The 23771-nt window shown below is 46.3% G+C and carries 9 protein-coding genes and 1 rRNA gene; 2 read left to right on the top strand and 8 right to left on the bottom strand.

Annotation, left to right across the window (positions count from 1 at the left end):
• Positions 1-27: 27 nt before the first annotated feature.
• The 5 genes from CLHUN_RS18725 to CLHUN_RS18705 form a co-directional block, all read right to left on the bottom strand.
• Positions 28-2799 carry a type I polyketide synthase gene (locus CLHUN_RS18725; protein ID WP_080066156.1) on the bottom strand — a complete coding sequence of 924 codons (2772 nt, stop codon included), beginning with the start codon at positions 2797-2799 and terminating at the stop codon, positions 28-30.
• Positions 2786-4231: an MATE family efflux transporter gene (locus CLHUN_RS18720; protein WP_080066155.1), complete on the bottom strand. Its 1446-nt coding sequence runs from the start codon at positions 4229-4231 to the stop codon at positions 2786-2788. The genes CLHUN_RS18725 and CLHUN_RS18720 overlap by 14 nt, the downstream gene beginning before the upstream one ends.
• Positions 4228-9924 carry a type I polyketide synthase gene (locus CLHUN_RS18715; RefSeq protein ID WP_080066154.1) on the bottom strand — a complete coding sequence of 1899 codons (5697 nt, stop codon included), beginning with the start codon at positions 9922-9924 and terminating at the stop codon, positions 4228-4230. Before CLHUN_RS18715 ends, CLHUN_RS18720 begins: the two co-directional genes overlap by 4 nt.
• A gap of 43 nt (positions 9925-9967) precedes the next feature.
• Positions 9968-15421 (bottom strand): non-ribosomal peptide synthetase, encoded by a 5454-nt coding sequence (locus CLHUN_RS18710; protein WP_080066153.1) that lies wholly within the window; start codon positions 15419-15421, stop codon positions 9968-9970.
• A 132-nt stretch (positions 15422-15553) separates the two neighbouring features.
• Complete coding sequence (locus CLHUN_RS18705; RefSeq protein ID WP_080066152.1) at positions 15554-16753, bottom strand: glycosyltransferase family 2 protein; 1200 nt, start codon at positions 16751-16753, stop codon at positions 15554-15556.
• Between the two features lie 1059 nt (positions 16754-17812).
• Between CLHUN_RS18705 and CLHUN_RS18695 the strand changes: the two genes are divergently transcribed.
• The gene (locus CLHUN_RS18695) at positions 17813-19531 is read left to right on the top strand and encodes a methyl-accepting chemotaxis protein (protein ID WP_080066150.1); all 1719 of its coding nucleotides are present in this window, start codon (positions 17813-17815) and stop codon (positions 19529-19531) included.
• 117 nt (positions 19532-19648) lie between these two features.
• Here CLHUN_RS18695 and CLHUN_RS18690 read toward each other — a convergent pair whose 3' ends face one another.
• On the bottom strand, positions 19649-22300 hold the full coding sequence (locus CLHUN_RS18690) for a translation factor GTPase family protein (protein ID WP_080066149.1): 2652 nt from the start codon (positions 22298-22300) through the stop codon (positions 19649-19651).
• 218 nt (positions 22301-22518) lie between these two features.
• The gene (locus CLHUN_RS18685) at positions 22519-22851 is read right to left on the bottom strand and encodes a winged helix-turn-helix transcriptional regulator (protein WP_080066148.1); all 333 of its coding nucleotides are present in this window, start codon (positions 22849-22851) and stop codon (positions 22519-22521) included.
• A 128-nt stretch (positions 22852-22979) separates the two neighbouring features.
• Here CLHUN_RS18685 and CLHUN_RS18680 point away from each other — a divergent pair, with 128 nt between their 5' ends.
• Complete coding sequence (locus tag CLHUN_RS18680; RefSeq protein ID WP_080066147.1) at positions 22980-23372, top strand: pyridoxamine 5'-phosphate oxidase family protein; 393 nt, start codon at positions 22980-22982, stop codon at positions 23370-23372.
• A gap of 278 nt (positions 23373-23650) precedes the next feature.
• Here the strand turns inward: CLHUN_RS18680 and rrf are convergent.
• Positions 23651-23767, bottom strand: a 5S ribosomal RNA gene (rrf, locus tag CLHUN_RS18675).
• Positions 23768-23771: the final 4 nt, after the last annotated feature.

Raw genomic sequence — 23771 nt, 5'->3', positions numbered from 1 at the left:
TCATTTTTATAGCCACCTGTTTCGGCATTACAGCTCGCCCTCTTCACGGATTTCCATGGCCGCAGCAGTTTCCGTTCCTGCGGCCGCCCACCGGACAGCGTCTATATATGCGGCAACATTGGCAATAGTCGGTTCTTCAAAAATCTGATTTAATGGAACGTCAATCTGAAACAGCTCTCTTACACGGGAAATAACCTGAGCTGCAAGCAAGGAATGTCCTCCCAGTTGAATAAAGCTGTCGAAGACTCCAATTGGCTTTATCCCCATTAATTCCTGCCATACATGGGCCAGTTCCGCTTCCGTATCATTTCTGGGAGCTGTATATTCTGTAGGCAATACAGGCCTTTCATGGTAAGTAAGGGCTGCTGCCTGCATTTCCCGGACTTCCGCCTTGTTTTCCGGGGCAGGTTCTATCCAGAAATGTTTTCTCTGGAAGGGATAAGTGGGCAAAGGCAGCCTGTGGCGATGCTGGTGCATATGCAAACCGTTCCAGTTTACTGCCGCTCCCGCCAGCCATAGTTTCCCCAGGGTTGTTAAAAGAGCCTCTTCAGATGCAGTACTGTCAAAGGAGGCCGGAATCACCGGAGACAGTATGGTATTTTCCTTATTTTGAAATTCTGCGCGTCCGCACCCTATTTCAAGAAAGATGTAGTGAAATGAGCCGGGCAGTGTTTTAAGACTGCCTGCAGAAAGCGTTTCCTCCGGGCTGTCCCAGTACTCAGGGTTCAAGATATCCTGCTCACCCATAAGAGTTCCGTCCTTACCTGATATTACAGGAATTCCCGCCGGCTTCAGCTCAAGTCCCCCAACAGCTCCAAAACTTCCGGCAGCCGCTGCGGCAATGGCATCCTCCAGCGACAGGCTTCCGGCAGCACAAGCCGCCATGCATTTGCCCAGCCAATCCAGCCCCATAACGGCCCGGGGCATTATACCCCATTCCAGCCACAAAGCTGCCATGGCATATTGTGCTGCAAAAGCCTCCACCCTGTCCAGGCTGCCGGCATTATTCCCTTCATCACCGGCACTCTCATCGTATAACTGCTTCCTGAGATCGTAATGCATTATATCTTCTATAATTGAAATACAGGCATCCATTGCTTTTTTAAAACCTGGTTCCCTTTCATACAGTTCCTTTACAAAGGCTTCAGGCAAAGGTGCTGTAAGCCCGTCCAACAAAAATGCCACCGGCTGCTCCCGGTTCTCCTGAAGGCATGTAAAGATTTTATTTTCACTGGAATTATCAATAATCCGTACGGCCTCCTCCGTATCCCGGCACACTAAGAATGCCCTGTGGGGGAAGGACCTTCGCCCTACCTGCAGTGTGTAAGCCACATCCGCCGCATTTAGCTGTGTTTCCTGAGACAGGCAGCCCTTCAGATTTTGTATTTTCTGTCTGAGAGCCTCCTCATTCCGCGCGGAAAGAGGGAGCAACTGCCATTGTCTGGCACTGCCTGATGCTGTATTTTGCGGAGCTTCCTCCAAAATCATATGTACATTGGTTCCCCCTATTCCGAAGGAATTCACTCCTGCTCTGCGTGGTGCCGGACCGGTTTTCCATTCTGAAAGCCGGGTATTTACATAAAACGGGCTGTCTTCAAATCTGATCCTGGGGTTGGGGCTCCGGTAATTCAAACTGGCAGGTATCTGCTTATTTTTAAGTGAAAGTACGGTTTTTATAAGACCGGCTACCCCTCCTGCATTTACCAGATGCCCAATATTCGTCTTAACAGACCCTATGGCGCAATAGCCTTTTTTCTCAGTACTCAGCCTGAAAGCCTTGGTCAATGCCTCGATTTCCATAGGATCTCCCAGCGGGGTACCCATGCCATGGGCTTCAACATAACTGACGGTGTCCGGAGCAACCTCCGCAAGATTAAGCGCTTCTGCAATTACTCCCACCTGCCCCTCCATACCCGGAGCAGTAAAACTCATTTTATTTGCACCGTCGTTGTTGAGGGCAGTTCCTCTGATAATGGCAAGTATATTATCCCCGTCCTTCACTGCATCCTCCAGCCGCCTCAAGGCCACCAGGCCCAGGCCGCTGCCGCTTACCGTGCCGCTTGCCTCGCTGTCAAATGCCCTGCAATGTCCGTCAGCCGAACCTATGCCGCCTTCCTGGTAAAAGAAGGCTTCGTTGGGTGAGGCCTGCAAGGATACCGCCCCGGCCAGGGCCATATCACATTGAAAGGTAAGCAGGCTTTGGCAGGCAAGATGAATTGCAACTGCCGAAGAGGAGCAAAGTGTTGCCACATTCACGCTGGGGCCCTTAAGATTTAATTTGTAGGATACCCTTGTGGCAATAAAATCCTTGTCATTGCCCAGAACTGTCTGAAAGCTTGTAGCCTGGGACCGAAGTTCAGGGTTTGCCATAAGGTTCCGCAGCAGATAGGTGCTCAGGTTTGCACTGGCATATACTCCTACCCGGCCAGTATAGTGTTCGGAGTCATAGCCCGCATTTTCCATCAGCTCCCAGGCACATTCCAGAAACAGCCTGTGCTGCGGGTCGGTAATCTCGGCTTCCCGGGGTGAAAACCCGAAGAATTCGGCATCAAACATGTCCATGTCTTCTATTACACCATCTGCTCCCACAAACCGCGAATCATTGAGCAGCCGCTTTTCCAGGTTGGTTTTCTCAAGCTGCTCCCGTGTAAAGAATGTAATGGATTCTCTGCCTTCTTTCAGGTTTTCCCAAAAGCTGTCCACACTGCCGGCACCCGGAAACCGTCCTGCCATACCGATAATTGCAATATGCTCCTCCGGATTTCCCTGGTAATCTTCTAAAAAGTCATTCCAATCCATAGGGTTTATTCCTTCTTTCATTTAAAATGATATTGTGAAAACTTCTCTGTATCCAAAAGTATGCTATGCAGCCGCTTATTACATGTGCAGTGCAGAGACTTATAAAAACACCGGCCATTCCCAGAGAAAGCACATATATGCTTATGTATACCAGAGGTATGGACAGGACGAACATCCGGAAGGTAATGAGTGCAAACGCTTTCAACGGCTGGTCCAGACCCATGAAGGTATTCATTGAAATTGTCTCCACTGCAATCCCCAGAAATGAAAGGGTTACTATCCGAACCTGCAGAACGCTTTCTGCAATTACCTGGCCCACCTCGGAAAACAGCCTGAAGAAAACAGGTGCTCCTGCCATATATACCAGCGCCGGTATAAGGACGGAAATCAAAGCATATCGGGTATTGCAGCGGTATATTTCCCTGATTCTGTTCCAGTTTTTTTTACCGTAGTTCTGACCTGTCATTACAAGGTTGGCACTTGAAATAGCGTACAACGGGATAAATACAAACTGATCCAATCTGTTGCACAGGCCCCATGAGTTCATTTCAAGCTGTCCTATGGAGCCTATAACCCTGTTCAGAATAATAAAGGACAAGGTTACTGAAACCATGCTCAGCACCTGCGACAGTCCTGTCCTGCATATTTCCAGCACTGTCCGGCTGTTGGCGCCGGAAGGCTTAAGCTTGACAGGAGCTCCGGATTTCCGCCTTGTGAAAACAATAATAATATAGACTGCCGTGAATGCCATGGAAACCGAGGTAGCCAGACCGGCTCCCCCCGGCCCCATATGGAAAACAAATATAAATATAGGATCAAGAATAATATTTACGCAATTTGATATGAGCATGGCAATCCCCAAAGGGACTGTCCTCCCTTCGCCCCAGAGAACTCCCATGAAGACCTGCCCTAATATGAACAGTCCAAAACCAGGCAGCATGTAATAGAGGTATTCAATCCCCGCCCGGATTGCTTCCGGCTCCAGAGCATCTCCCGCCATCAGCCTGATAACCGGAGCACAGGACAAATATCCCATACCAACGACAACCACCGCAACAGGCACTGCAATCAATAAGCCGGAATTAAAAATAACATCTGCTTTCCCATGGTTTTTCTCTCCGATGCTTATAGCCACTCTTGTGCTTATACCCACCCGCAAGCCGTTGCTCAATGCAGCCACAAAATTGTATATGGGTGTGGCCAGTGTAATTCCGCTTATAATTGCTGTAGAGTTCCTGTCCACATAAGACAGGAACAGAGTATTGGTTGCATTGTATAAAAAGGAGAGCAGCAATGAAACAAACATAGGAACACTTAACCTGAGAACGGCTCTTAAAACAGGCCCCTCAAATATTTCAGTCATCACCTCTGTCTGAACAGGCCCAGCTTCACCCTGCTTTTCAATCTGGTCTTTTTCTCGGGCAAAACTCATTTTTTAGCCTCCAGCCTGTTTTTCATCATTTCCTGCCTTTTCTTAAGGGCGCCCCTCTGCTGTCCGGTCAATTCCTTGACACTACTGAGCCTGTCCTGCTCCGGCTCCTCCTTTTTCATGAATTGGACCAGGTCGGATATATTGGGGTACTGGAGCAAATTGGCCAGCGAAACATCGTCCTCAAAATGCTCCTTGAACCTGCTGTGAATCTGAGAGATGAGCAAGGAATCTCCGCCCAGCTCAAAGAAATTATCATATATGCCAACCCTGTCTATGCCCAGTGCTTCTTCCCAGATGCCCACAATGGCCTTTTCAGTTTCATCACGGGCAGGTGCATACGGGGTGGAGAGCTTGGGTCTTGCATGTTTTGCTGCTTGAACTTCCGCCCGGTCAGTCTGCTTGAATATGTTGCGGTAGCGTTCCAGGTTTCGTGCCATCCTGGCCTCCAAAGGCTGTTTGGAGACTATCACTTCCTTCAGGCCTCCCCACAGAATTCTCATTAGTGCTTCCATGCCTTCCGCGTTGGTCAAGCCGTAATCCATATTTTCTTCAAAAAGCTCCCGGCGCAGCAGCAGACTGTCATTAATAACAGCCGGATCGGGATTGTTGAAAGGAATGCTTGCTGTTATTTCTGTGAGTTCGGTTATTTTATGACTATCCTGAACCCTCATAACAGAAAATTCCTCTATCCTGACACATATATTTCCTTCCTTGTCATAAATCGCAATATCAAACTGCAGTGTCTTTTCATCCTCCCGGGGAGAAGAACCCGCCTTGTCCAGCATTCTGGCATGACTGTACAAAGCCGGGGGCAGCGCTCTATAGACCTCCAGCCTTTTGTACCCGTAAGGCAGGTAACTGCCCTGATTGGTAAACAGCCTTAAAAAGCTGGTGGCAAAATCCAATAATGCCGGATGGAGCACGTAACTGCCCGCCTCCTCCATAAGTCCGGTGTCAAGTTCAAACAGAGCCAGGCCTTCCTTTCCGGTAAACTGTACTTCCTTCAGGCACTGCCACCTGGGTCCGAATTCCATGAAAAGATCCCGGTCCCCTTGTGCCGCTCCTATAACCATGCTGGGAACTGTAACGGAACCCCGGGAAATTGCCCGGTTTTGAATAGCCATATCCCCCAAAAAGCCTTGTTTGAGGGGTTCAATTATTTTTTTCCAGGTGTCTGTGACAAATTGCTGAGGCTTCATATTGCCTTGATTTACCTCCGCCATGCCGGGGCGGATAATCCCGTCTGCATGAGAAAGCCATTGAGGCTTCTGCCCCTGCAGTCTGCTGACAATATAGAACTGGTATCCCCTGTCCTTTTTCTTTATTATTGTATAAGTATCCCGGCGCTGATAATCTGCAAGCACCAGGGGAGTGTAAAAGTGAACATCTGTAATCTCACCCCGGGAGCAGCCCTGATAGTCACTTAATGCGGCAAGAGCCATTTCCATATAGGTGGTTCCCGGTACAGTTGCTTTCCCCATGATGCCGTGCTCATTCAGCACCCAGTGAGTGTCAACCTTGTATTGGGTCAGGTACACAGCCTGACTTTCACTTTTCAGCAGGCAGTTGTCCAAAAGCGGATGATATACCGGATTGGCTGCCATCCCCGCCTCCTTCCAGGTATCCCAGGCTATGGCCAGGACCGGGTAATCTGCTGCTTCCCTGTGCGTCAGATAACTTAAAGCCATGTTGGCTGCGCTGTAGTCCATTTGCCCTATTCTTCCGATTATGGAATTTATGGATGAAAACAAAACCATAAAATCCGGAGGAACTGTGCTGAACAATTCCTGAAGCACCAGTGCGCCCTTGAGCTTTGGTGCAAATACTTCCTCCGCCATTTCTCTTGTTTTCAGTTGTATCATTCCGCTGCCCTCAATGCCGGCTGCATGAAATACTCCATTTATTACTCCATATTTTTCAATCCCCAGGGACAGAGCAACTGCCATAGCTCCACGGTCCGAAACATCAGCCCGGAGCACCAGGACCTCTCCTCCCAAAGCTTCTATCTGCCTTATCTTTGTGATGATGCGGCTGAATTTATTGCCCGAAGGATGTGCAGCAAGCCACTTAGACCATTCATCAGCCCCGGGAAATTCCGACCTGGTTGTAAGCAGCAGGCGGGCCTGGAATCTCCGGGCAAGATACTCTGCAAGAACCAGTCCGATACCACCTGTTCCTCCTGTTATAAGATATACTCCTCCATGTTTGAGCAGTATGGGGTCCTCATTTCCAGGAGCAAGCCGCACCGGGTCAAGAGTGCGTATCCACCGGTGCTGCCTGCGGCAGGCCACCATTTCTACCGTCTCATTGCCTGCGTCTGCAGACAATTCAGCAGAAAGCAGCCCTGCATCTTTTGCGGACAACCCTTCCAAGTCGATGCTTCTGCAGGTAATATTCCGGTATTCATAGGGAATCACTGCCAGCGCACCCAGAACAGCACTTTTTAAAGGCTCGTCAATGCTTTCGCCTGTAACTTCCTGAAGCAGGGAAGTGACTATGTCCAGTTCCATTGGCTGTGACAAATTCTTCATACCTATGGACTGTACCAGGTATAAGATACTGTAAAAGCCCAGGTCCAAGGCCGTCTGGGATACATTATTCCTTATTTCTCCTCCGGCAATGCCCTGGTCCACACTCCACATATGTATTATTTTAGTAATATTTGCAGCCTGCTCTTTGAGCTCGGTGAACAATTGGAGGTAATGCTCCTGCTTTACGGGATTGACAGCAAAGGAGCTGCTGCCCGTTTTCTCATAGTTCTGCGCCTGTCTGACCGTAATTACCCCAACTCCGGATGTCTTCTCAAGAAACAGGTCCCCAAAGCCTTCGTTATCGCAGAATACCAGCCACTGTTCATTCTGAGGCTCTTTTGCCCGGGGTTCTTCCGTCTTACGGGTTTGCCTTACCTGAACAGGGAGATCGGCCCTTTTCCAGGAGGGCTGGTAAAACCAGTCCGACCTGTCACTCCGGACATCAGCCCGTTTGTTTTCCAGAACATTTTTTTCTGCCGCACCTGACGCAGTATAATCAAACCAGTAACGCTGTCTCTCAAAAGGATATGCGGGAAGCGACACTCTTTTCCGCTCCTCATACTGGTAATATCTGTTCCAATTGATTTTTACGCCTTTGAGCCACAGTTTTCCAAGCACAGCAATAGTATATGCATCTGCCGGCTGTGTTTCATCCCCGTTTGGAAGTGAATTGCAGGCCTCCTGGGCGGGGTCCTTCTTTGGATGGCGCTTTGCAAGGGTGGAAAGTGTGCGGCCCGGCCCCACCTCCAGCAAAATCCGGTCAGGCTGGGACAGCATTTGCACAAGCCCATCCGCAAACCGTACCGGCTGTCTCAGATGCCTGACCCAGTATTCAGGGTTTACAGCTTCCTCCGGTTTCAGAAGCTCTCCGCTCAGATTTGATATACATGGTATTTGAGGCGGATTAAGTGTAACCCGCTGCAAGGCTTCCCTGAATTCCGGCAAAATCGGCTCCATCATGGCGGAGTGGAAGGCGTGGGAGGTGTGCAGTCGTCTTGTGGTTACTCCTGTTTTGGACAGGCTCTCTTCCAGCAAGCCTATGGCTTCATTTTCTCCGGAGACCACACACAGTGAAGCACCGTTAATGGCAGCTATGGATATTTTATCGTTCAACATTCCATTTACCTGTTCCTCAGGTAATGCAACCATAAGCATGGAACCGGCAGGCAGACTGTTCATAAGCCTTCCCCTCCGTGCTACAAGATACAGGGCATCACTGAGGGAAAAGACTCCTGCCAGGCAGGCTGCCGCATATTCACCTATGCTGTGGCCGATCATGGCATGGGGCTGAATTCCCCAATGGAGCCATAGCTTAGCCAATGCATATTCAATCACAAAAAGCGCCGGCTGGGTATATTGTGTCTGTCCCAGGAGTTCCGCTGCTTCCTTCAGCTTTACAGCACCATTTTCTGCAGCTTCCGGAAATAGAATATGCCGCAAATCCAGTTTGAGTTCAGGCAGCAGGATATCACAGCATTCATCCACAACATCCTTAAAAACCTGCTCGGTTCTGTATAGTTCCAGCCCCATGTTAACGTACTGAGAGCCCTGTCCCGGAAAGAGAAAGGCAACCGGGCGGTCCACAGCCTCTTCCACTGCCGTCCAGCTATTTTGAGAGGATTCCAGCAAACAGCCCGCAGCTTCCTCCCTGCTGCGGCAGGTAAGTATGAACCGGTGTTTGAAGGTCTTCCTGCCAATATTTTGTGTAAATGCAATGTCGGCCAGCTCTTGCCCGGTCCTGCCGGATAAATGCTGTGCAAGGCGTTGCCGCATTTCTTCCAGGGCTGCTTCGGTTCTGGCTGAAAGCGCCAGCAACTGCACTTCACGTGCCGGTCCGGGAATAATGCTGACCGGGGCTTCCTCCAATATGGCATGGGCATTTGTGCCTCCGATGCCAAAGGAGCTGAGCCCGGCACGCCTGGGTAGACCTGCACTTTCCCACTTTTTAAAGCTTGTATTTACATAAAAGCGACTATTTGCAAAATCAATCTTGGGATTTGGCTGGTCAAAGTTGAGACTTGCAGGTATCTGCCCATGGTGAAGGCACAGGGCGGTCTTTATAAGTCCCGCTACTCCTGCTGCGGCGTCCAGATGCCCTATATTGGTCTTTACCGAGCCCACGGCACACTTTTGGGTGCCGGTATTTCCATACGCCTTATTCAGTGCCTTTATTTCTATGGGATCACCTATGGGAGTACCTGTGCCATGTGCCTCGACATAAGAAACGGTATCAGGCTCCACGCCTGATACGGCCAGGGCTTCTGTGATAACTGCCGCCTGCCTGTCCAGGCCGGGCGCCGTATAGCCTGCTTTTAACGAACCGTCATTATTGAGAGCCGAGCCCTTTATTACAGCATATATCCGGTCTCCGTCCTCCAGAGCGTCTGACAGCATCTTCAGCACCACCACACCTGCTCCGTTGCCTATGACTGTTCCGCCGGCTTTGGCGTCAAAGGCCCTGCAATGACCGTCCGGAGATAAAACTATGCCCTCCTGGTATAAATAACCCGCTTTTTGTGGTATTCGCAGGGATACACCCCCCGCCAGGGCCATATCGCACTCACCGGCACGTATGCTCTGGCAGGCCTGGTGTACTGCAACCAAAGAGGTTGAGCAGGCTGTCTGTACAGTCATGCTTGGCCCGGTCAGGTTCAGTTTATATGAAACACGGGTGGCCAAAAAATCCTTGTCACTGGCCACCATGGTATAGTATCCGCTCCCCTCCTGCAAAAGGTTGGCATGTGACTGCAAATTGCGATAAAGGTAAGTATTCATTCCGGTACCTGCATACACTCCGATAAGCCCCGGATACCGCTCCGGATTGCAGCCTGCATCCTCAAGTGCTATCCAGGCCTGTTCCAGAAAAAGCCTGTGCTGCGGATCAATCATTGAGGCTTCCTTGGGACTGTAATCAAAAAAATATGCATCAAAGTTTTCAATTTGCTCCAGACTGCCGCTGGCCCTTACATATTTCGGGTTTTCCCGCAGACTCCGGTTTACACCTGATGCCTCCAGTTCCTCATCAGTATAAACCGTAATTGACTCCACTCCATTTTTAAGATTCTCCCAGAAGTCTGCTACTGAATCAGCCCCTGGAAACCTGCAGGACATTCCGATAATTGCTATATCATTTTCATTGTAATTTTTATATTTCTGTTCCATGCTATCCTCCCATTCTCAAAATCAGGAATTGCCTGTATGAGTATTAATTCTCAAAACGGGCTTTTCGCCGTAATTCTCTGTCCTCCCGCAAGGTATTTCTCCTGTTCCGGCGTATATTGCTCCGTTCTTCCTCCTGCAGTCCCGTTTCAGGTTCAGCCTTGCTTTGATTCAGATATTGGGCAAGGGAATGTACAGTAGGATATTGAAACAAATCAACTATTGAAAGCTCCCTGTCGGGAAGCACCCTGCCCAGTTCCTGGTATATCTGGGCCAGTAATACCGAATGTCCTCCAAGATCAAAAAAGTTGTCATTAATGCCAATCCTGTCAAGCTTCAGCTTATCCTTCCAGATATCCGACATAAGCCTTTCCAAATCGTTTTGCGGCATTTCAAACCGGGTTTCCAGCTCAGGCCTTGTATTGTCGGGCTGAGGCAGTGCTTTCCGGTCAATTTTACCGTTGGGTGTCTTTGGAAGACTTTCAATAAACATATAGTAAGAAGGAATCATGTACTCCGGCAGCTTCTCCTTCAGAAAGCCCCTCAGTTCCGATATACTGACAGTTTCAAAGGCTGAAGAGCCCGCCTCCCCCTGTAAACTCCGGAGAACTATATATGCCACCAGCCGTTTGCCTTGGGCTGCATCCTCCTGCAATACCACCAGGGCTTCTTTTACCAGCAGGTGCCTGCCCAGCACCGCTTCAATTTCTCCCAGCTCGATACGATGTCCGTGAAGCTTTATCTGGTGGTCTGCTCTTCCCTGAAATTCTATAAGGCCATCTTCCAGATAGCGGCACAGATCACCGGTCCTGTAAATCAGGCTGTTATCCGCCTGTCGGAATGGGTTTGGCAGGAATCTCTCCCTTGTCAGATCAGCATTCTGGAAATAGCCCTGAGCCACTCCATCTCCTCCAATGTACAATTCTCCGATCACGCCTATGGGCACCGGCTGCAAATGCCTGTCCAGAATATACACCTGTGTATTGTCAATGGGCCGGCCTATATACAATGCATCGTCTTCACACTCCACCTTGTGGATGGTTGACCATATGGTAGTTTCTGTGGGACCATACATATTCCAGACCTCACTGGACCTTTTGACCAATTTGGCCGAAAGATCGCGCGGAAAAGCCTCTCCTCCGCATAAAATCTTCAAATCCGGGCTTCCCTGCCAGCCGGCCTCCAGCAACAGCCTGTACAGTGAGGGAGTAGCCTGGATGATTGTTATATTGTTCTTCTCCAGCTCCTCTGTCAGGCGCCTGCCTGATATGGTGTCTTCAAAACCGGCAAGTACGACTCCTGCGCCGGTAGTGAGCGGAAGAAAGATTTCAAGTCCTGCAATATCAAAGGAAACTGTAGTTACCGAGAGTAAAATATCCTGAGGCTTCATACCGGGCAGCTTCCGCATGGAATTCAGGAAATTGACCACAGCCCTGTGGGATATCATGACTCCCTTGGGATTGCCGGTGGAACCGGAGGTGTAAATAACATAAGCCAAAGCTTCCGGATTTTCCTCCACATTGGGATTTTCCGCACTGCAAAGGCAAATTTCACTCCAATCCCGGTCAATACAAATAACCTTTCCGGCATTATCCGGAAGATTAGGCAGCAGCTTTTTCTCAGTAATCACCAGGGGCGGATGTCCTTGTTTTCCGGCGTCTCCCAGTATGAAGGCAATTCTGTCCCTGGGATAGACAGGGTCCAGCGGCAGGTAGCAGCCTCCTGACTTTAATATCCCCAGCAAAGCCACCACCAGATTGGTGGAGCGGTCCAGAAATACGGCAATCATACCCGGTTCATCGGCTTTCAGATGCCTTATGTAATTTGCCAGCCGGTTGGCTCTTTCATTTAACTCACCATATGTAAGTGCTGCCGCTCCGCATATGACTGCCCGGACATCTCCGCTTATCTCAGCCTGAGCCTCAAACAGCCCATGCAAGGAAGTCTTATTGTAATCTGTGTTTGTATTGTTCCAAGCATATAAGACCACCTGCCTTTGTGACGGTGAAAGCAGTGAAAGCTCTGAAAGCTGCCTATATGGATTATCCAGTATATCCCGGAACAGGTATTCAAAATTCTCCAGCAGCCGTTCCATGGTACCGGGCTTGAAAATATCCCTGTTGTATTGCACCGACAGTCCCAGGCCTGTTTCCAGTTCTGCGGCGGTCAGTGACAGTTCAAATTGGGCCGAAGGGTTTTTTATTGGTATCAGTTCCAACGGAAGCCCATTCAATTCCATTTCAGTTCTCTGCTGGTTAAAAGCAAATGCTGCCAACTGCGGCATATCCGGATCAGGGGCTTTCTGGTAAGCAAACATTGCCTGAAAAACCGGTGAGCGGCTGAGATCTCTCTTTATTTGAAGCCTGTCAACCAACAGTTCGAAGGGGTAGTCCTGATGTTCAAAAGCGCGTAAAGCCAGCGCTTTTACCTTTGACAGCAGTTGATTGAAGCTTGGATTGCCATGCATCAGAACCCTGAGTACCACCGGATTTACAAAATAACCTATGCTGTCCGAAAAAGCTGTGCTGTTCCTGCCTGCTGTGGGAGTCCCTATACAAATATCCTCCTGTCCCGTGTAGCGGTTAAGCAGTACTGAAAATACCGCCAGGCAGGTCATATATATAGTTGTTCCCCTTTCGGAGCTGAAGCCTTTAATTCTGTCAAACAGCTCCCGGCTGAGAAGCCTGCTGCTGGCTGCCCCATTGTAAGTTTGAACTGCCGGCCGCCGGTAATCCGCTGCCATGTTAAGCGACTGTAATTCACCGCTCAGGTTTTCCTTCCAGTAGGCCTCCAAACCAGGGTTGTCTGAAAGCAAGCTGTCCTGTTTCTGTATGTAGTCGAAATAACTGCTCTGAGGAAGAGCCAGTTCCACTGGTCTTGCCAGTTCCAGACACCTGTAGATGCTTCCCAATTCCTTAAGCAGTGTGGACAGGGACCAAAAGTCCGCAATAATATGGTGAATTACCATCAGCAAGGTAAATTCACCCTTACTGTTTTTAAACAGATAATTTTTAAACAGGGGGCCTTTTTCCAGATCGAAAGGCAGAACTGACAATCTTTCCAGTTCCAGAATCAATTCCTTCTCCGTAAATTCCGCAGAAGACCGCTGCTCCAGCAGAAATCCAGGTTCAGGCATGCATATCTGAGTAAGTCCGGAATTGGTGGACTCAAAGGAGGTTCTTAATATGGGGTGCCTATGCACAATCAATAGGAGGGTCTTGTGCAGTAATTCCGGCTGTAATTCTTTATGGATGTGAACTGCATAAGCCAGATTATATGCCGCACTTTCTTTTGCCAACTGATGAATGAACCACAGGGCCTGTTGGCCATGTGAAAGAGGCATGGGCTGTCCTTTTCTGAAGGCATCCAACTGCTCCTTCATGTGGTGGGAAGCGCGTTCATTATTAATAGAGGACAATTTTTCCTCAATCCTTCCGGCCATGTCTCCAAGACTTAATCCTTCCAAAAGCTGGGACAGCGGTATTAATACACCAAAGCTCTTTTCTGTTTTGTGAATCAAATCCACAGCCATTAGTGAATCCAGTCCAAGGCCGGTTAAAGGCATACTTTCATTAATTTGCGACTCTCCGACTTTTAAGATGGCCGCAGCTTTCTTTTTAAGGTAAATTATTATCAATTTTTTCCTGTCCTCGGGTTGGGAGACAAGCTTTAATGCTGTTACGATAAAATCCTCGGCCTGGGTATTTTCTTCAGCGTCCTGGGATTCATTTTTCACAGTATTGCCCCTTGAACCGGCAGATGCGTCAACAACGCTCTCACCTATTACTATAAGTTCACCGGCCAGGTATTTTTTCTTGCAAAGCTGGCGCTGTACTTTTCCGCTGGATGTCTTTGGAAGGCTCATTACCCTGATTAAAACAAGAGCATATACCTGTATTTCATGATTTTCCGCTACAGCTTCCCTTACAGTTGCGGCAATTGCTTCCACGTCTGGATTTCGGAAGGTACGCTTTATTTCCTGCACTACTACCAGGCGCTCCTCTCCGTCAGCCTCAATGGAAAAAGCCGCGCCGCTCCCCGGCTGAAATGCCTCATGGCTTCTTTCCACCGTCAGTTCTATATCCTGGGGATAATGATTTTTTCCTCTGATTATAATAAGGTCTTTAAGGCGTCCGCTTACATAGAGCTCGTCGTTCCTTAAAAACCCCAGATCTCCCGTTCGCAGATATGTCCCCTCCACTGGACCTTCCGGAAGTGCCCCAAAGGTTTTTGCCGTCTCAAACGGGAGATTCCAGTAACCTTTTGAAACACTTTCACTTTGAACCCATATTTCCCCCACCTGATTTTCCTGGCAGGGAAGTCCGGTTTCAGGTGCTATAATCAGCAATTTTTCTCCCGGAAATGGCTGACCGGAGCTTACCAGCTTTTTTCCGCTGCCCGAGTCATCCGTCTCTACCTGGTGCTGGCTCAGCTTCAGCTCATCAACTGATAATACTGTGGGAATATCACTTTTTCCGCAGTTGGACACCAGCAGAGTAGCCTCTGCCAGGCCATAGCATGGATAAAAGGCCTCTTTACGGAAGCCATAAGGGGCAAATTCCCTTGAGAAATTTTCCAGGGTATCCGCACGGACCGGTTCTGCTCCATTAAAGGCCACATCCCAGCAACTCAGGTCAAGGCCTGCTCTCAGCTCTTCCGGTATTTTCTGCATGCATAGCTCGTATGCAAAATTTGGTCCGCCGCAGCTTGTTCCACCATAGTGGGATATTGCCTTGAGCCATGCCAATGGATTTTCAAGAAATCTGAACGGAGACATGAGAACTGCCGGAAATCCGCCATATGCAGGCTGAATAATGCCACCTATCAATCCCATGTCATGATAGGGTGGAAGCCAATCCACAGCGCAACTGGCATCTGAATGCCCAAAAGCCCTGTAAATCATTTCCGAGTTATGCATTATGTTTCCATGGCTGACTATTACGCCCTTGGGCTGGGCAGTGGAACCCGAGGTATACTGCAAATAAGCCGTATCCTCTCTGGTCATCCCCGGAGCACGCCACTTATCGCTGAAATATCCGGGAATGTTGGAGATATCAACCCACTCAAGTTCTTTTAATGCGGATTGCCTGTCCATGGCCCGGCCAAGCTTTGACAGTATTCCTCCTGTACTCAGAACCACTGTTGCTCCTGCATCCTTGATAATTGTACTCATACGCAGATCCTGTGAGTTGATTTTAGGAGGATAGGACGGTACAGCTATCATACCTCCATACAGACAGCCGAAGAAAGCGGTGATATACTCCAGTCCCGGCTGAAAAAACAATAATACCCGTTCACTGGGAGCCTTGATACTTTGCAGGTAACCGCCGATTTTTCTTGCTTTTTGATCCAGTTCAGCATAGGTAAGGCATTGTTCGCTGTCTGTATCCGTCAGAAATCGATACGCTGTTTTTTGAGCTTGATTGTTTCCCCTCCAGCCTATTACATCAATGAGCGTTCCGAATTTTTCGAAGGGATTGTTTTTTTCATAATTAGTCATTGAATACGGTCAGCCCTCCTTTCATTAAGCAGCAATTAAAAATGTAAATTGATAATACAAATGTCTTTATTTATAAACTAAAGACATAAAATAAACTTTTAATCCTCTTTGATTTATAGTTTCTTTACAAATTTAATCAGTAACCCACTCATGTGAAGCCAAATAGGTCTGACCCCTTGAAAGGCTTTTTAATAAAAGCCTTTTGGCTACAAAGCACCAATATATCAGCCGTCGGGTAAAACCCAGCAAGCGCCGGAACTCTTTTCTTTTTGAAACCGGTACATATTGTGGTGTGGATTCTCTCTTGCCAAGCAGTTGAACCCATATGTCCAGATCGGTTTCTTCCAGATGATCGATGATTTTGAGCCTTATGTCCTTTTGGGCCGAATACTCCATAACTGTCCTCTTTAAGTCCGCAAGTGTGCTTTTGTCCATAAAGTCCAGTGTAACCCTCTTTGAAAAGAGCTTTTTTCGTGGAGTCAAATCTATTTCCGCCAAGCCCTTCAGTACTTTGTATATTAAATTTTCCGAAGCAGTAAAAGCTTCAGGATGCTTTTTTAAGAAATGGCCTATATTTTTATCAATATCTCCATATTTCTTTTTGCTGAGTTTCAGGCTGTCACTTCCGGGGTGATTCTGATGGAAGACTTCCAGCTTGCTGTTGAGGACTATTTTTATTCCTTTTTTGTACATGTTATAGCCCACTTCCACATCCTCCAGACCCCAGCCTTTAAAGCTTTCATCAAAGCCTCCCGTTCTCTCCAGCCATGATCTGGGGACTGCCATATTGCAACTGAACACATCCAGCCATGGATAGAGCTGGTAATTTATATTGTAGGAGAACCTGTAATATTTATAATATCTGGACTCAAGCTGGGAACGTCTGTCCATGGAAAAAATCCGTCCCTCCATGGCTGTCCTGTTCAGTACACTCTCATAAGACAGATCCTCCCCAAGCATTATCCTGTTTCCTATGACGAGTATGTCTTTATCCAGACCATAGCACCTGTCCAGTTCCATAAGGTAATCCTTTTTTACAAGAATATCCCCGTCTATAAATATGATGATTTCGCCTTCAGCAGCCTTCCACCCCTGGTTTCTGGCCTTTGCCCTGCTGGACTCGGCATTTCGCTCAATATATATGTATTTCATATGGTAATTTCTGTTGACACCTTTTATATGTTCCCCTGTGCCATCAGTGGAGCCGTCATCCACTAAAATAACCTCGTAATCCTTACTGTAATAGCCTTCTTGATAATTTAAGGCTTCCAGTGTATTTTTTACAAGCTTCTTCCCTTGATAAGTCGGGATAACAAAACTAAACCTTTTCATATACCTGCTCCATCCCTTTCTTTCAGTTCAAGCTGTAACCAACTGAAGCAAAACCATGTTTACGGACAACCCTGAGGTACGTGACTGCGTAAAACTTTGGCTTGTATGCATTGATATAATGCATAATTAAAATATATTTAAAAAGGACAGTGAAACTAATCATAACCGCTATATTCAATTGTTAACTATGAAAATAAAAGAGTACATAATATTATTCATTTTGTTCTATTCTGATTTGAGGATTTTTCCGGAGGCTCAAGGACATTGCAGCATGCCGATTACAGCGTACAAATTGCAATACGGCAATCTGCCGCATAAATTGCGCGCATTAATAAAAGTGCAGCAACTGCGATTTATAATATCTGCTCATGTTGATTTTGTCCCTATTCCCAAGTTAATCCTTGAAAAACTTAAGACTGAAATGGCTTATGATGGAGCTGCCAAAAATTAAATTGTAAATAACGCCTTTCATCATTCATTAAGTCATACAAGTAGTCCAAAGTTCTTCTTCAAATCAGCCAAGTACCCAATAAATTTCCATACCAGGTTTATCTGCGAATGTACAAGCATTATCAATTCATACAAATCCATGTCAGGTAGTTAATGTATTATATCTGTAAATAGTATTTTGATTACATAAAAATACACCTCACAACATTGTATTACCAAAACAAATCCATAATTACCATTTATATTATTATACGTTAATATTTTACATTTATCAACATATATTTACAGCAGTACTGAAATACCGGTAAATCAGCACTGGATATTCAGCTTTTATAAGCGCTCAGAATTGATTTACACGCCTTTTGGCAAATCTTTTTGAGCCGGTAAATATTATACGGGCTGATAGGTGCCGGAACCGGAACTTTTTTACTGGTGCGTTTTTTTTAATCTTTTCATAATTTATTTTATAAAAAGTATTTTTAAAAAGCCCCCAAATTGATTGAAAATATTTATGTTAAGTAATAAAATTAAATTGAGTGTCAAAATATTCACATACAGTAAAATATACAAAGTAATCAATATATCAATTACAAAGGGACAGGTGATGTTATGTTTAAAAAACTGAAAGTATTTCAAAAAATATCTTTATTATCAATACTTGTTTTGGCATTACTGCTAGCTGAGGGTATAGTATCATATTTTCATCTCAATAAGGCCAACAAGGATATAGACAGCTTATACAACGATTATCTTAAAGGAACCCAGTACATAAATGACATAAGAGCAAGCGCACGCGCAAATGAGGCAAATATACTTTATATTATTCTAAGCAAGGATAACGCGAAGCTCCAGCAGCAAAAGCTGGAGGATATCAAGGCCTTAAATCAGCAAATAAATGACGATATTAATAACTTAAAAGCAATCAATGCCAATCTTTTTGGTGTAGAAGCCATTTCATCCGCCTCTACCAATATATCGGAATATGATGAAATATATAATAAAATAGTGGAGCTGGGAATGGCGGGTAAGCAGGAGGAGGCCAAAGCCTACCTGAATGAAAATATAAAGACTATAGAAAATTACCAGCAGCAATACCGTGATATGGCAACGCATATGATAGAACTATCCGAAGGCATATACAATAAAAATACGGAGGATTTGGATAAAGCTGTTGTTGCCCTTATTGTGGCCTTTTTTGCGGCAACCGTACTGGCCGTTGCCTTTATATATTTTATTGCAAGAAACATATCAAAACCCATGGGCATTGTTTCCGGGCACCTTAAAAAGATAGGTTCCGGCGACTTAACAGCCGTCGTACCCGATACATATGAAAAGAATATGGATGAAGTCGGAGAAATAGCCCGTTCTCTGAGCTTTATGCAGTCCTCCCTTATAGCTATTGTCAGGTCTGTGATAATGGAATCCAAAAAGTCTCAGGAGAACGTAATACAGGCAAATGAAAGCATGCTGAACCTTAACTCACAAATATCCGAAATTTCCGATATCACCCGGCAGTTGACTTCCGAGATGGAGGGAACCGCTTCATCCATCCAGGACATAACCTCAACCGCAGGCGAAATAGAAAAAGCAGTTGAATTTGTGGCATCCAAGGCTTATGAAGGAGCAAGCAATTCCTCCGATATCAGTAAAAGAGCCGCGCATACCAAGAGTCAGGCAGTACAGTCCCTAAATGACACACAGCAGGCCTTTGCGGAAGCAAAGGAAAAAATGCAGCTTGCCATAAACAGTGTCCAAAAGGTAAAAAATCTGCATGAAATGTACAGTTCAATTTTAGCAATTACGGAGCAGACAAATCTGCTGGCTCTGAATGCCTCCATAGAGGCCGCAAGGGCAGGGGAGCACGGCAAAGGGTTCGCTGTTGTTGCGGATGAAATTAAAAAGCTTTCTGTTGAATCAAAAAATACCGTTGCAAAAATGCAGGAGCTGTCAAATGAAATTACCTCTTCTGTAAACGGCTTGGTGGAAAACTCCACCGTAATGTTGAATTTTGTGAGTGACAAGGTCTATAAGGATTACTCCATATTAATAGACACCAGCGAGCAATATAGCAATGATGCAAAATTTTATAACGATATTTCCAATGAGCTGAGTGCCACAAGCCAGCAGCTACTGGCTTCAATCCAGAATATGGTACAGGCTGTTATGGAAATATCAAGGGCAACAAACCAGGGAGTATCTGAGTTGAATTACATAGCGGAAAAAACAATGAATATATCTCATTTATCCAATACAACCATTAATTTATCCCAAAATGTAACCGAAAGCTCAGAAACAATAATACGTTCGGTAGCTGCTTTTACTCTTTGAGCTGCCGGTACAGGCCCTAAAAGGTCAATGGGCTTTGAGGCCAAAGTCCCCAACGGACTTTTTTCCAGCAAATAATTTTAGCAGAACAGGTAGGAGGGAAAATTAATATATTTTCCCTTACTCACCCTTTGTCAATTTCTCCATGTGTCCTTTTATTTCCGTTGACAGGGCATCCATAAGATAATTTCTGTCTTTTGCCTGATTTTCACTGATTTCCTGCTTTATCCTCTGATTGGCACCATCAATCTCCAGTTTTAATTCTCGAGCAGACAGAAGAGAAGAGCCTGCCCCCCGGATAATAATCTGCTGGAGTCCGTCGGAGGTGGCCACCGTTATGTTGTATTTCATCTGATTGTCATAAGCAAACTTCTCAATGTATTGGTCTGCAGTCTGGGCCTCCCTGGTGTAGACCACATGAATATTGTTATATACAGCCGTTTCCTCCCGGTGCCCCTGCACACGGTAAGCATCAAAAACCGCAATAATCCGGCACTTTCGGATTCCTTGATAATTGCACAGGATATCCAGCAGCCGGGTTCTGGCACCATCCATGTTCTCCTCCGCAAGGGCCTTCAGCTCAGGCCATGCAAAAATCACATTATAACCGTCCACAAGCAGGTATTCTTTCCTTACCACAGTTTCTCCCCGCCTGATATTGCGGTTTGAAGGTTCATAATAGCTGTCCCGGGCTGTTCTGCGCTTTTTCCAGGAAGACTTCCTCCCTTGGTTTGCATAGAAAGTCCGGTTTAGGATCAGGTCTATCTCCTGTGGGCTGATATTTCTTTCCCCCTTGAAGGAAACCGGTCTGGAAGCCGTTTCATCAGCAGTTCCCGCTTTTATTTGAAGATAACTCTCCAAATGCATGTGCTTCTTCACCTGATCCCAGCTCACAATAAAACCTGAGCCCTGGGCGCAGAAAACCGATCCTGTGGGGTTCCCATAATCATTGTCAGGATTATATCCAATTTCGGCTATAACTTCTTCGGTGTTATGACACGGCTCATATCCCTTCAGGGTGCAAAACAGTCTACCCATACCCCTGGTATACGCAACCACTTCCTTCTGATAATTTTTCATGGCAATGACCGGTGCACTTCCCGTAAGTATGGCCTGTTCCCCGTTTGTACTTGAGATTTCACAGGAGCCGTGCATTTTCTCAATGTCGGTCATGGCTCTTCCCACCATTTTTTCAGGAAGTTCCAGTTGAAAGGAATAAAACGGTTCCAGCAGTACCGGCTGTGCTTCCATTAAGCCCTGACGAACCGCCCGGTACGTGGCCTCTCTGAAATCTCCGCCCTCTGTATGCTTGTTGTGTGCCTTGCCTGAAACAAGGGTTATTTTCATGTCTGTAATGTCAGCACCCGTCAGAATCCCTTTGTGAGATTTCTCCATAAGATGGGTCAAAACAAGCCTCTGCCAGCTTTTCCCCAGGACATCCTCACTGCAGTCAGTTCTAAACTCAAGACCACTGCCGGGTTCACCCGGTTCCAGCAGCAAGTGTACCTCGGCATAATGCCTGAGTGGTTCAAAATGTCCCACCCCCTCCACTACATTTGCAATGGTCTCCTTATAGACTATTCTTCCCGAGTCAAAGGATACTGAAATCCCAAACCTGCTTTGTATGAGGCTCTGCATGATTTCCAACTGAACTTCTCCCATTATCTGCATCTGGATTTCCTGGAGTTCTTCATCCCAGACTATGTGGAGCTCGGGCTCCTCTTCTTCGATCTGGCGAAGTTTTGGAATAAACATTCTTGGGTCACAACCCTCCGGAAGCATAATCCGATAGGACAGCACTGGCTCCAATACAGGTGCATCGGACTCTTCCTCTGCTCCCAGGCCCTCTCCCGGTCTGGTTTGAGTAAGTCCTGCCACCGCAAATACCGATCCGGCCTCAATTTCTGTTACCGGCTGGAACTTTTGGCCTGAATAAATACGTATCTGATTAACCTTTTCTTCCCAGCCCTTGTTTTTTACAACATCCCTTACCTTAAGCCTGCCGCCGGTAAGTTTCATATGTGTGAGCCTGTTGCCCTGTTCATCACGGGAAATTTTAAATACCTTCGCTCCAAATTCTTCCGGATACGCTGGAATAACGGCATATCTCATGATTCCCTGCATAAAAGACTCAATACCCTCCAGTTTCAGTGCCGCACCAAAGAAGCTCGGAAATACCTGCCTGTCCCGGACCGCCTGCCTTATTTTACCAAGCCCAACGCTTTCCGCTGTAATATAGTCCTCCATTATGGCCTCATTGCACATGGCCAGTTGATCATAAAACACCTCGGACTGGTCCTGTCCGAAATCAATACAACCTTCATCAAGCTGACTTTTCAGTTCTTTTATCAGTTTTTTACGGTCTGTACCTGCCTGATCCATCTTATTTACAAAGATAAAAACAGGAATCCGGTACATGTCCAGAAGCCGCCACAGGGTCTTGGTATGACCCTGAACCCCATCGGCGCCGCTTACCACCAAAATGGCATAATCAAGCACCTGAAGCGTTCTCTCCATCTCGGCAGAAAAGTCCACATGGCCAGGAGTATCCAACAGTGTTATTTGCATGTCTCCCATTCCAAACACCGCCTGCTTTGAGAAAATGGTAATTCCTCTTGCCCTCTCCAGTTCATAGGTGTCCAGATAGGCATCCTTGTTATCCACCCGTCCAAGTTTTCCGATTTTTCCGTTCAGGTAAAGCATTCCTTCAGATAAAGTTGTCTTGCCTGCATCCACGTGCGCCAGTATTCCAACCACCAGTTTATTTGTCATCTATATCAAATCTTCCGTTTTTATATTTTAGTATGTCTGTATGCTGCATTAACTTCTTACCAATATGATACTAGTAAAAGCTACATAAAGTCAATGAAGGTTAAAACCCAGGGTTTCAACCTTCATTACTCAGTCTGGTTTTTTGTACTATGGCAGGTAGATATTTGTTTGCCGGTCAGGGAGATACAATTGGCAAAAGCTTTTTTCACAATAACTGCTTATTCTCTAGCCTTAAGATACTCAATATAATCGTTCCCCCAGGACTCCAAAGCGGTTAATACCGGAAGAAATTTTAGCCCCAGCTCACTCAGGGAGTATTCCACCTTCGGCGGTATTTGATTGTACGCCTTTCGGATAATCAGCCCGTTATCCTCCATTAAATGAAGCTGCTTTGCCAGGGTGGCCTGCGTCATATGGGCCAGAGCCCTCTGAAGCTCATTAAATCGCATTGTCTGGCAGCTCAGAAGATATAGAATAAGCAAGGTCCATTTACCGGACAATATTTTCTGAGCAGTTGTATAGGGACATATCCCAAATAAGTCTTTTTTCATATTCCTCCATTAGTATCTCAAAAGATACTTACTATAATAAAAAATTGTACTTGAAAATAATAATGTAAGCTATATAATTGTATCATTGAGGTTTTTGAACGTCAAATTATATTAAAGGGGAATAAAACATGCAGGAAACTTACGAATTTTTAAAAAAATGCAACACCTACTATATTGCCACTGTTGAGGGAGATCAGCCAAGAGTACGCCCCTTCGGCACAGTAAATATTTTTGAGGGCAAGCTTTACATTCAGACAGGTAAAGTTAAGAATGTAGCAAAACAGATTTCATTGAATCCAAAGACAGAGATAAGCGCCTTTGACGGGAAGACATGGATTCGTCTTTCGGCTGTTCTTGTGGAGGATAACCGTATTGAGGCACAACAGTCCATGCTGGATGCCTATCCCAGTCTGCAGGGAATGTATAAAGCCGGAGACGGAAATACACAGCTCTATTATATGAAAGATGCCGAGGCCGTATTTGCATCCTTTGGAGGAGAGACAAAAACCGTTAAATTCTAATACGACCTTGAAATATAAAGGTGCATAGGAAAAGGACGAAAGTGTTTATTATATATATCTCTTTCAGGCTTTTCCTATGCAAAAACAAAGTTTAAACCCCACATGAATCACCGAAATGCCTCATAAGCAAATATGCCCAACATATCCAAAAATAAAACAAGTCTTCGCGCTATTAACACATAAGACCAAAAGCCTCAAGGATAAATAAAGTGATTAACAAAATATATCGCCTCAAAACAAACAAGACCTCAAGTTTTGAACTTGAGGTCTTGATATAAATCTGGCAGAGACTTACTTTCCCGGGCCGTGTCCAGCCAAGTATTATCAGCACTGAGATGCTTAACTGCCGTGTTCGGTATGGGAACGGGTGTATCCATCTCGTCATTTCCACCAGAAAAT

This window comes from Ruminiclostridium hungatei, from assembly GCF_002051585.1.
GTDB lineage: Bacteria > Bacillota > Clostridia > Acetivibrionales > DSM-1351 > Ruminiclostridium > Ruminiclostridium hungatei.
Note: the sequence above shows the minus strand (reverse complement) of the source record. Positions and strands in the feature narration are given on the sequence as shown.

Excerpts from the sequence above, each read along its gene's own strand:
- CLHUN_RS18725 (WP_080066156.1), bottom strand. The coding sequence starts at position 2,799 with ATGGATTGGAATGACTTTTTAGAAGATTACCAGGGAAATCCGGAGGAG.
- CLHUN_RS18720 (WP_080066155.1), bottom strand. The coding sequence starts at position 4,231 with ATGAGTTTTGCCCGAGAAAAAGACCAGATTGAAAAGCAGGGTGAAGCT.
- CLHUN_RS18715 (WP_080066154.1), bottom strand. The coding sequence starts at position 9,924 with ATGGAACAGAAATATAAAAATTACAATGAAAATGATATAGCAATTATC.
- CLHUN_RS18710 (WP_080066153.1), bottom strand. The coding sequence starts at position 15,421 with ATGACTAATTATGAAAAAAACAATCCCTTCGAAAAATTCGGAACGCTC.
- CLHUN_RS18705 (WP_080066152.1), bottom strand. The coding sequence starts at position 16,753 with ATGAAAAGGTTTAGTTTTGTTATCCCGACTTATCAAGGGAAGAAGCTT.
- CLHUN_RS18695 (WP_080066150.1), top strand. The coding sequence starts at position 17,813 with ATGTTTAAAAAACTGAAAGTATTTCAAAAAATATCTTTATTATCAATA.
- CLHUN_RS18690 (WP_080066149.1), bottom strand. The coding sequence starts at position 22,300 with ATGACAAATAAACTGGTGGTTGGAATACTGGCGCACGTGGATGCAGGC.
- CLHUN_RS18685 (WP_080066148.1), bottom strand. The coding sequence starts at position 22,851 with ATGAAAAAAGACTTATTTGGGATATGTCCCTATACAACTGCTCAGAAA.
- CLHUN_RS18680 (WP_080066147.1), top strand. The coding sequence starts at position 22,980 with ATGCAGGAAACTTACGAATTTTTAAAAAAATGCAACACCTACTATATT.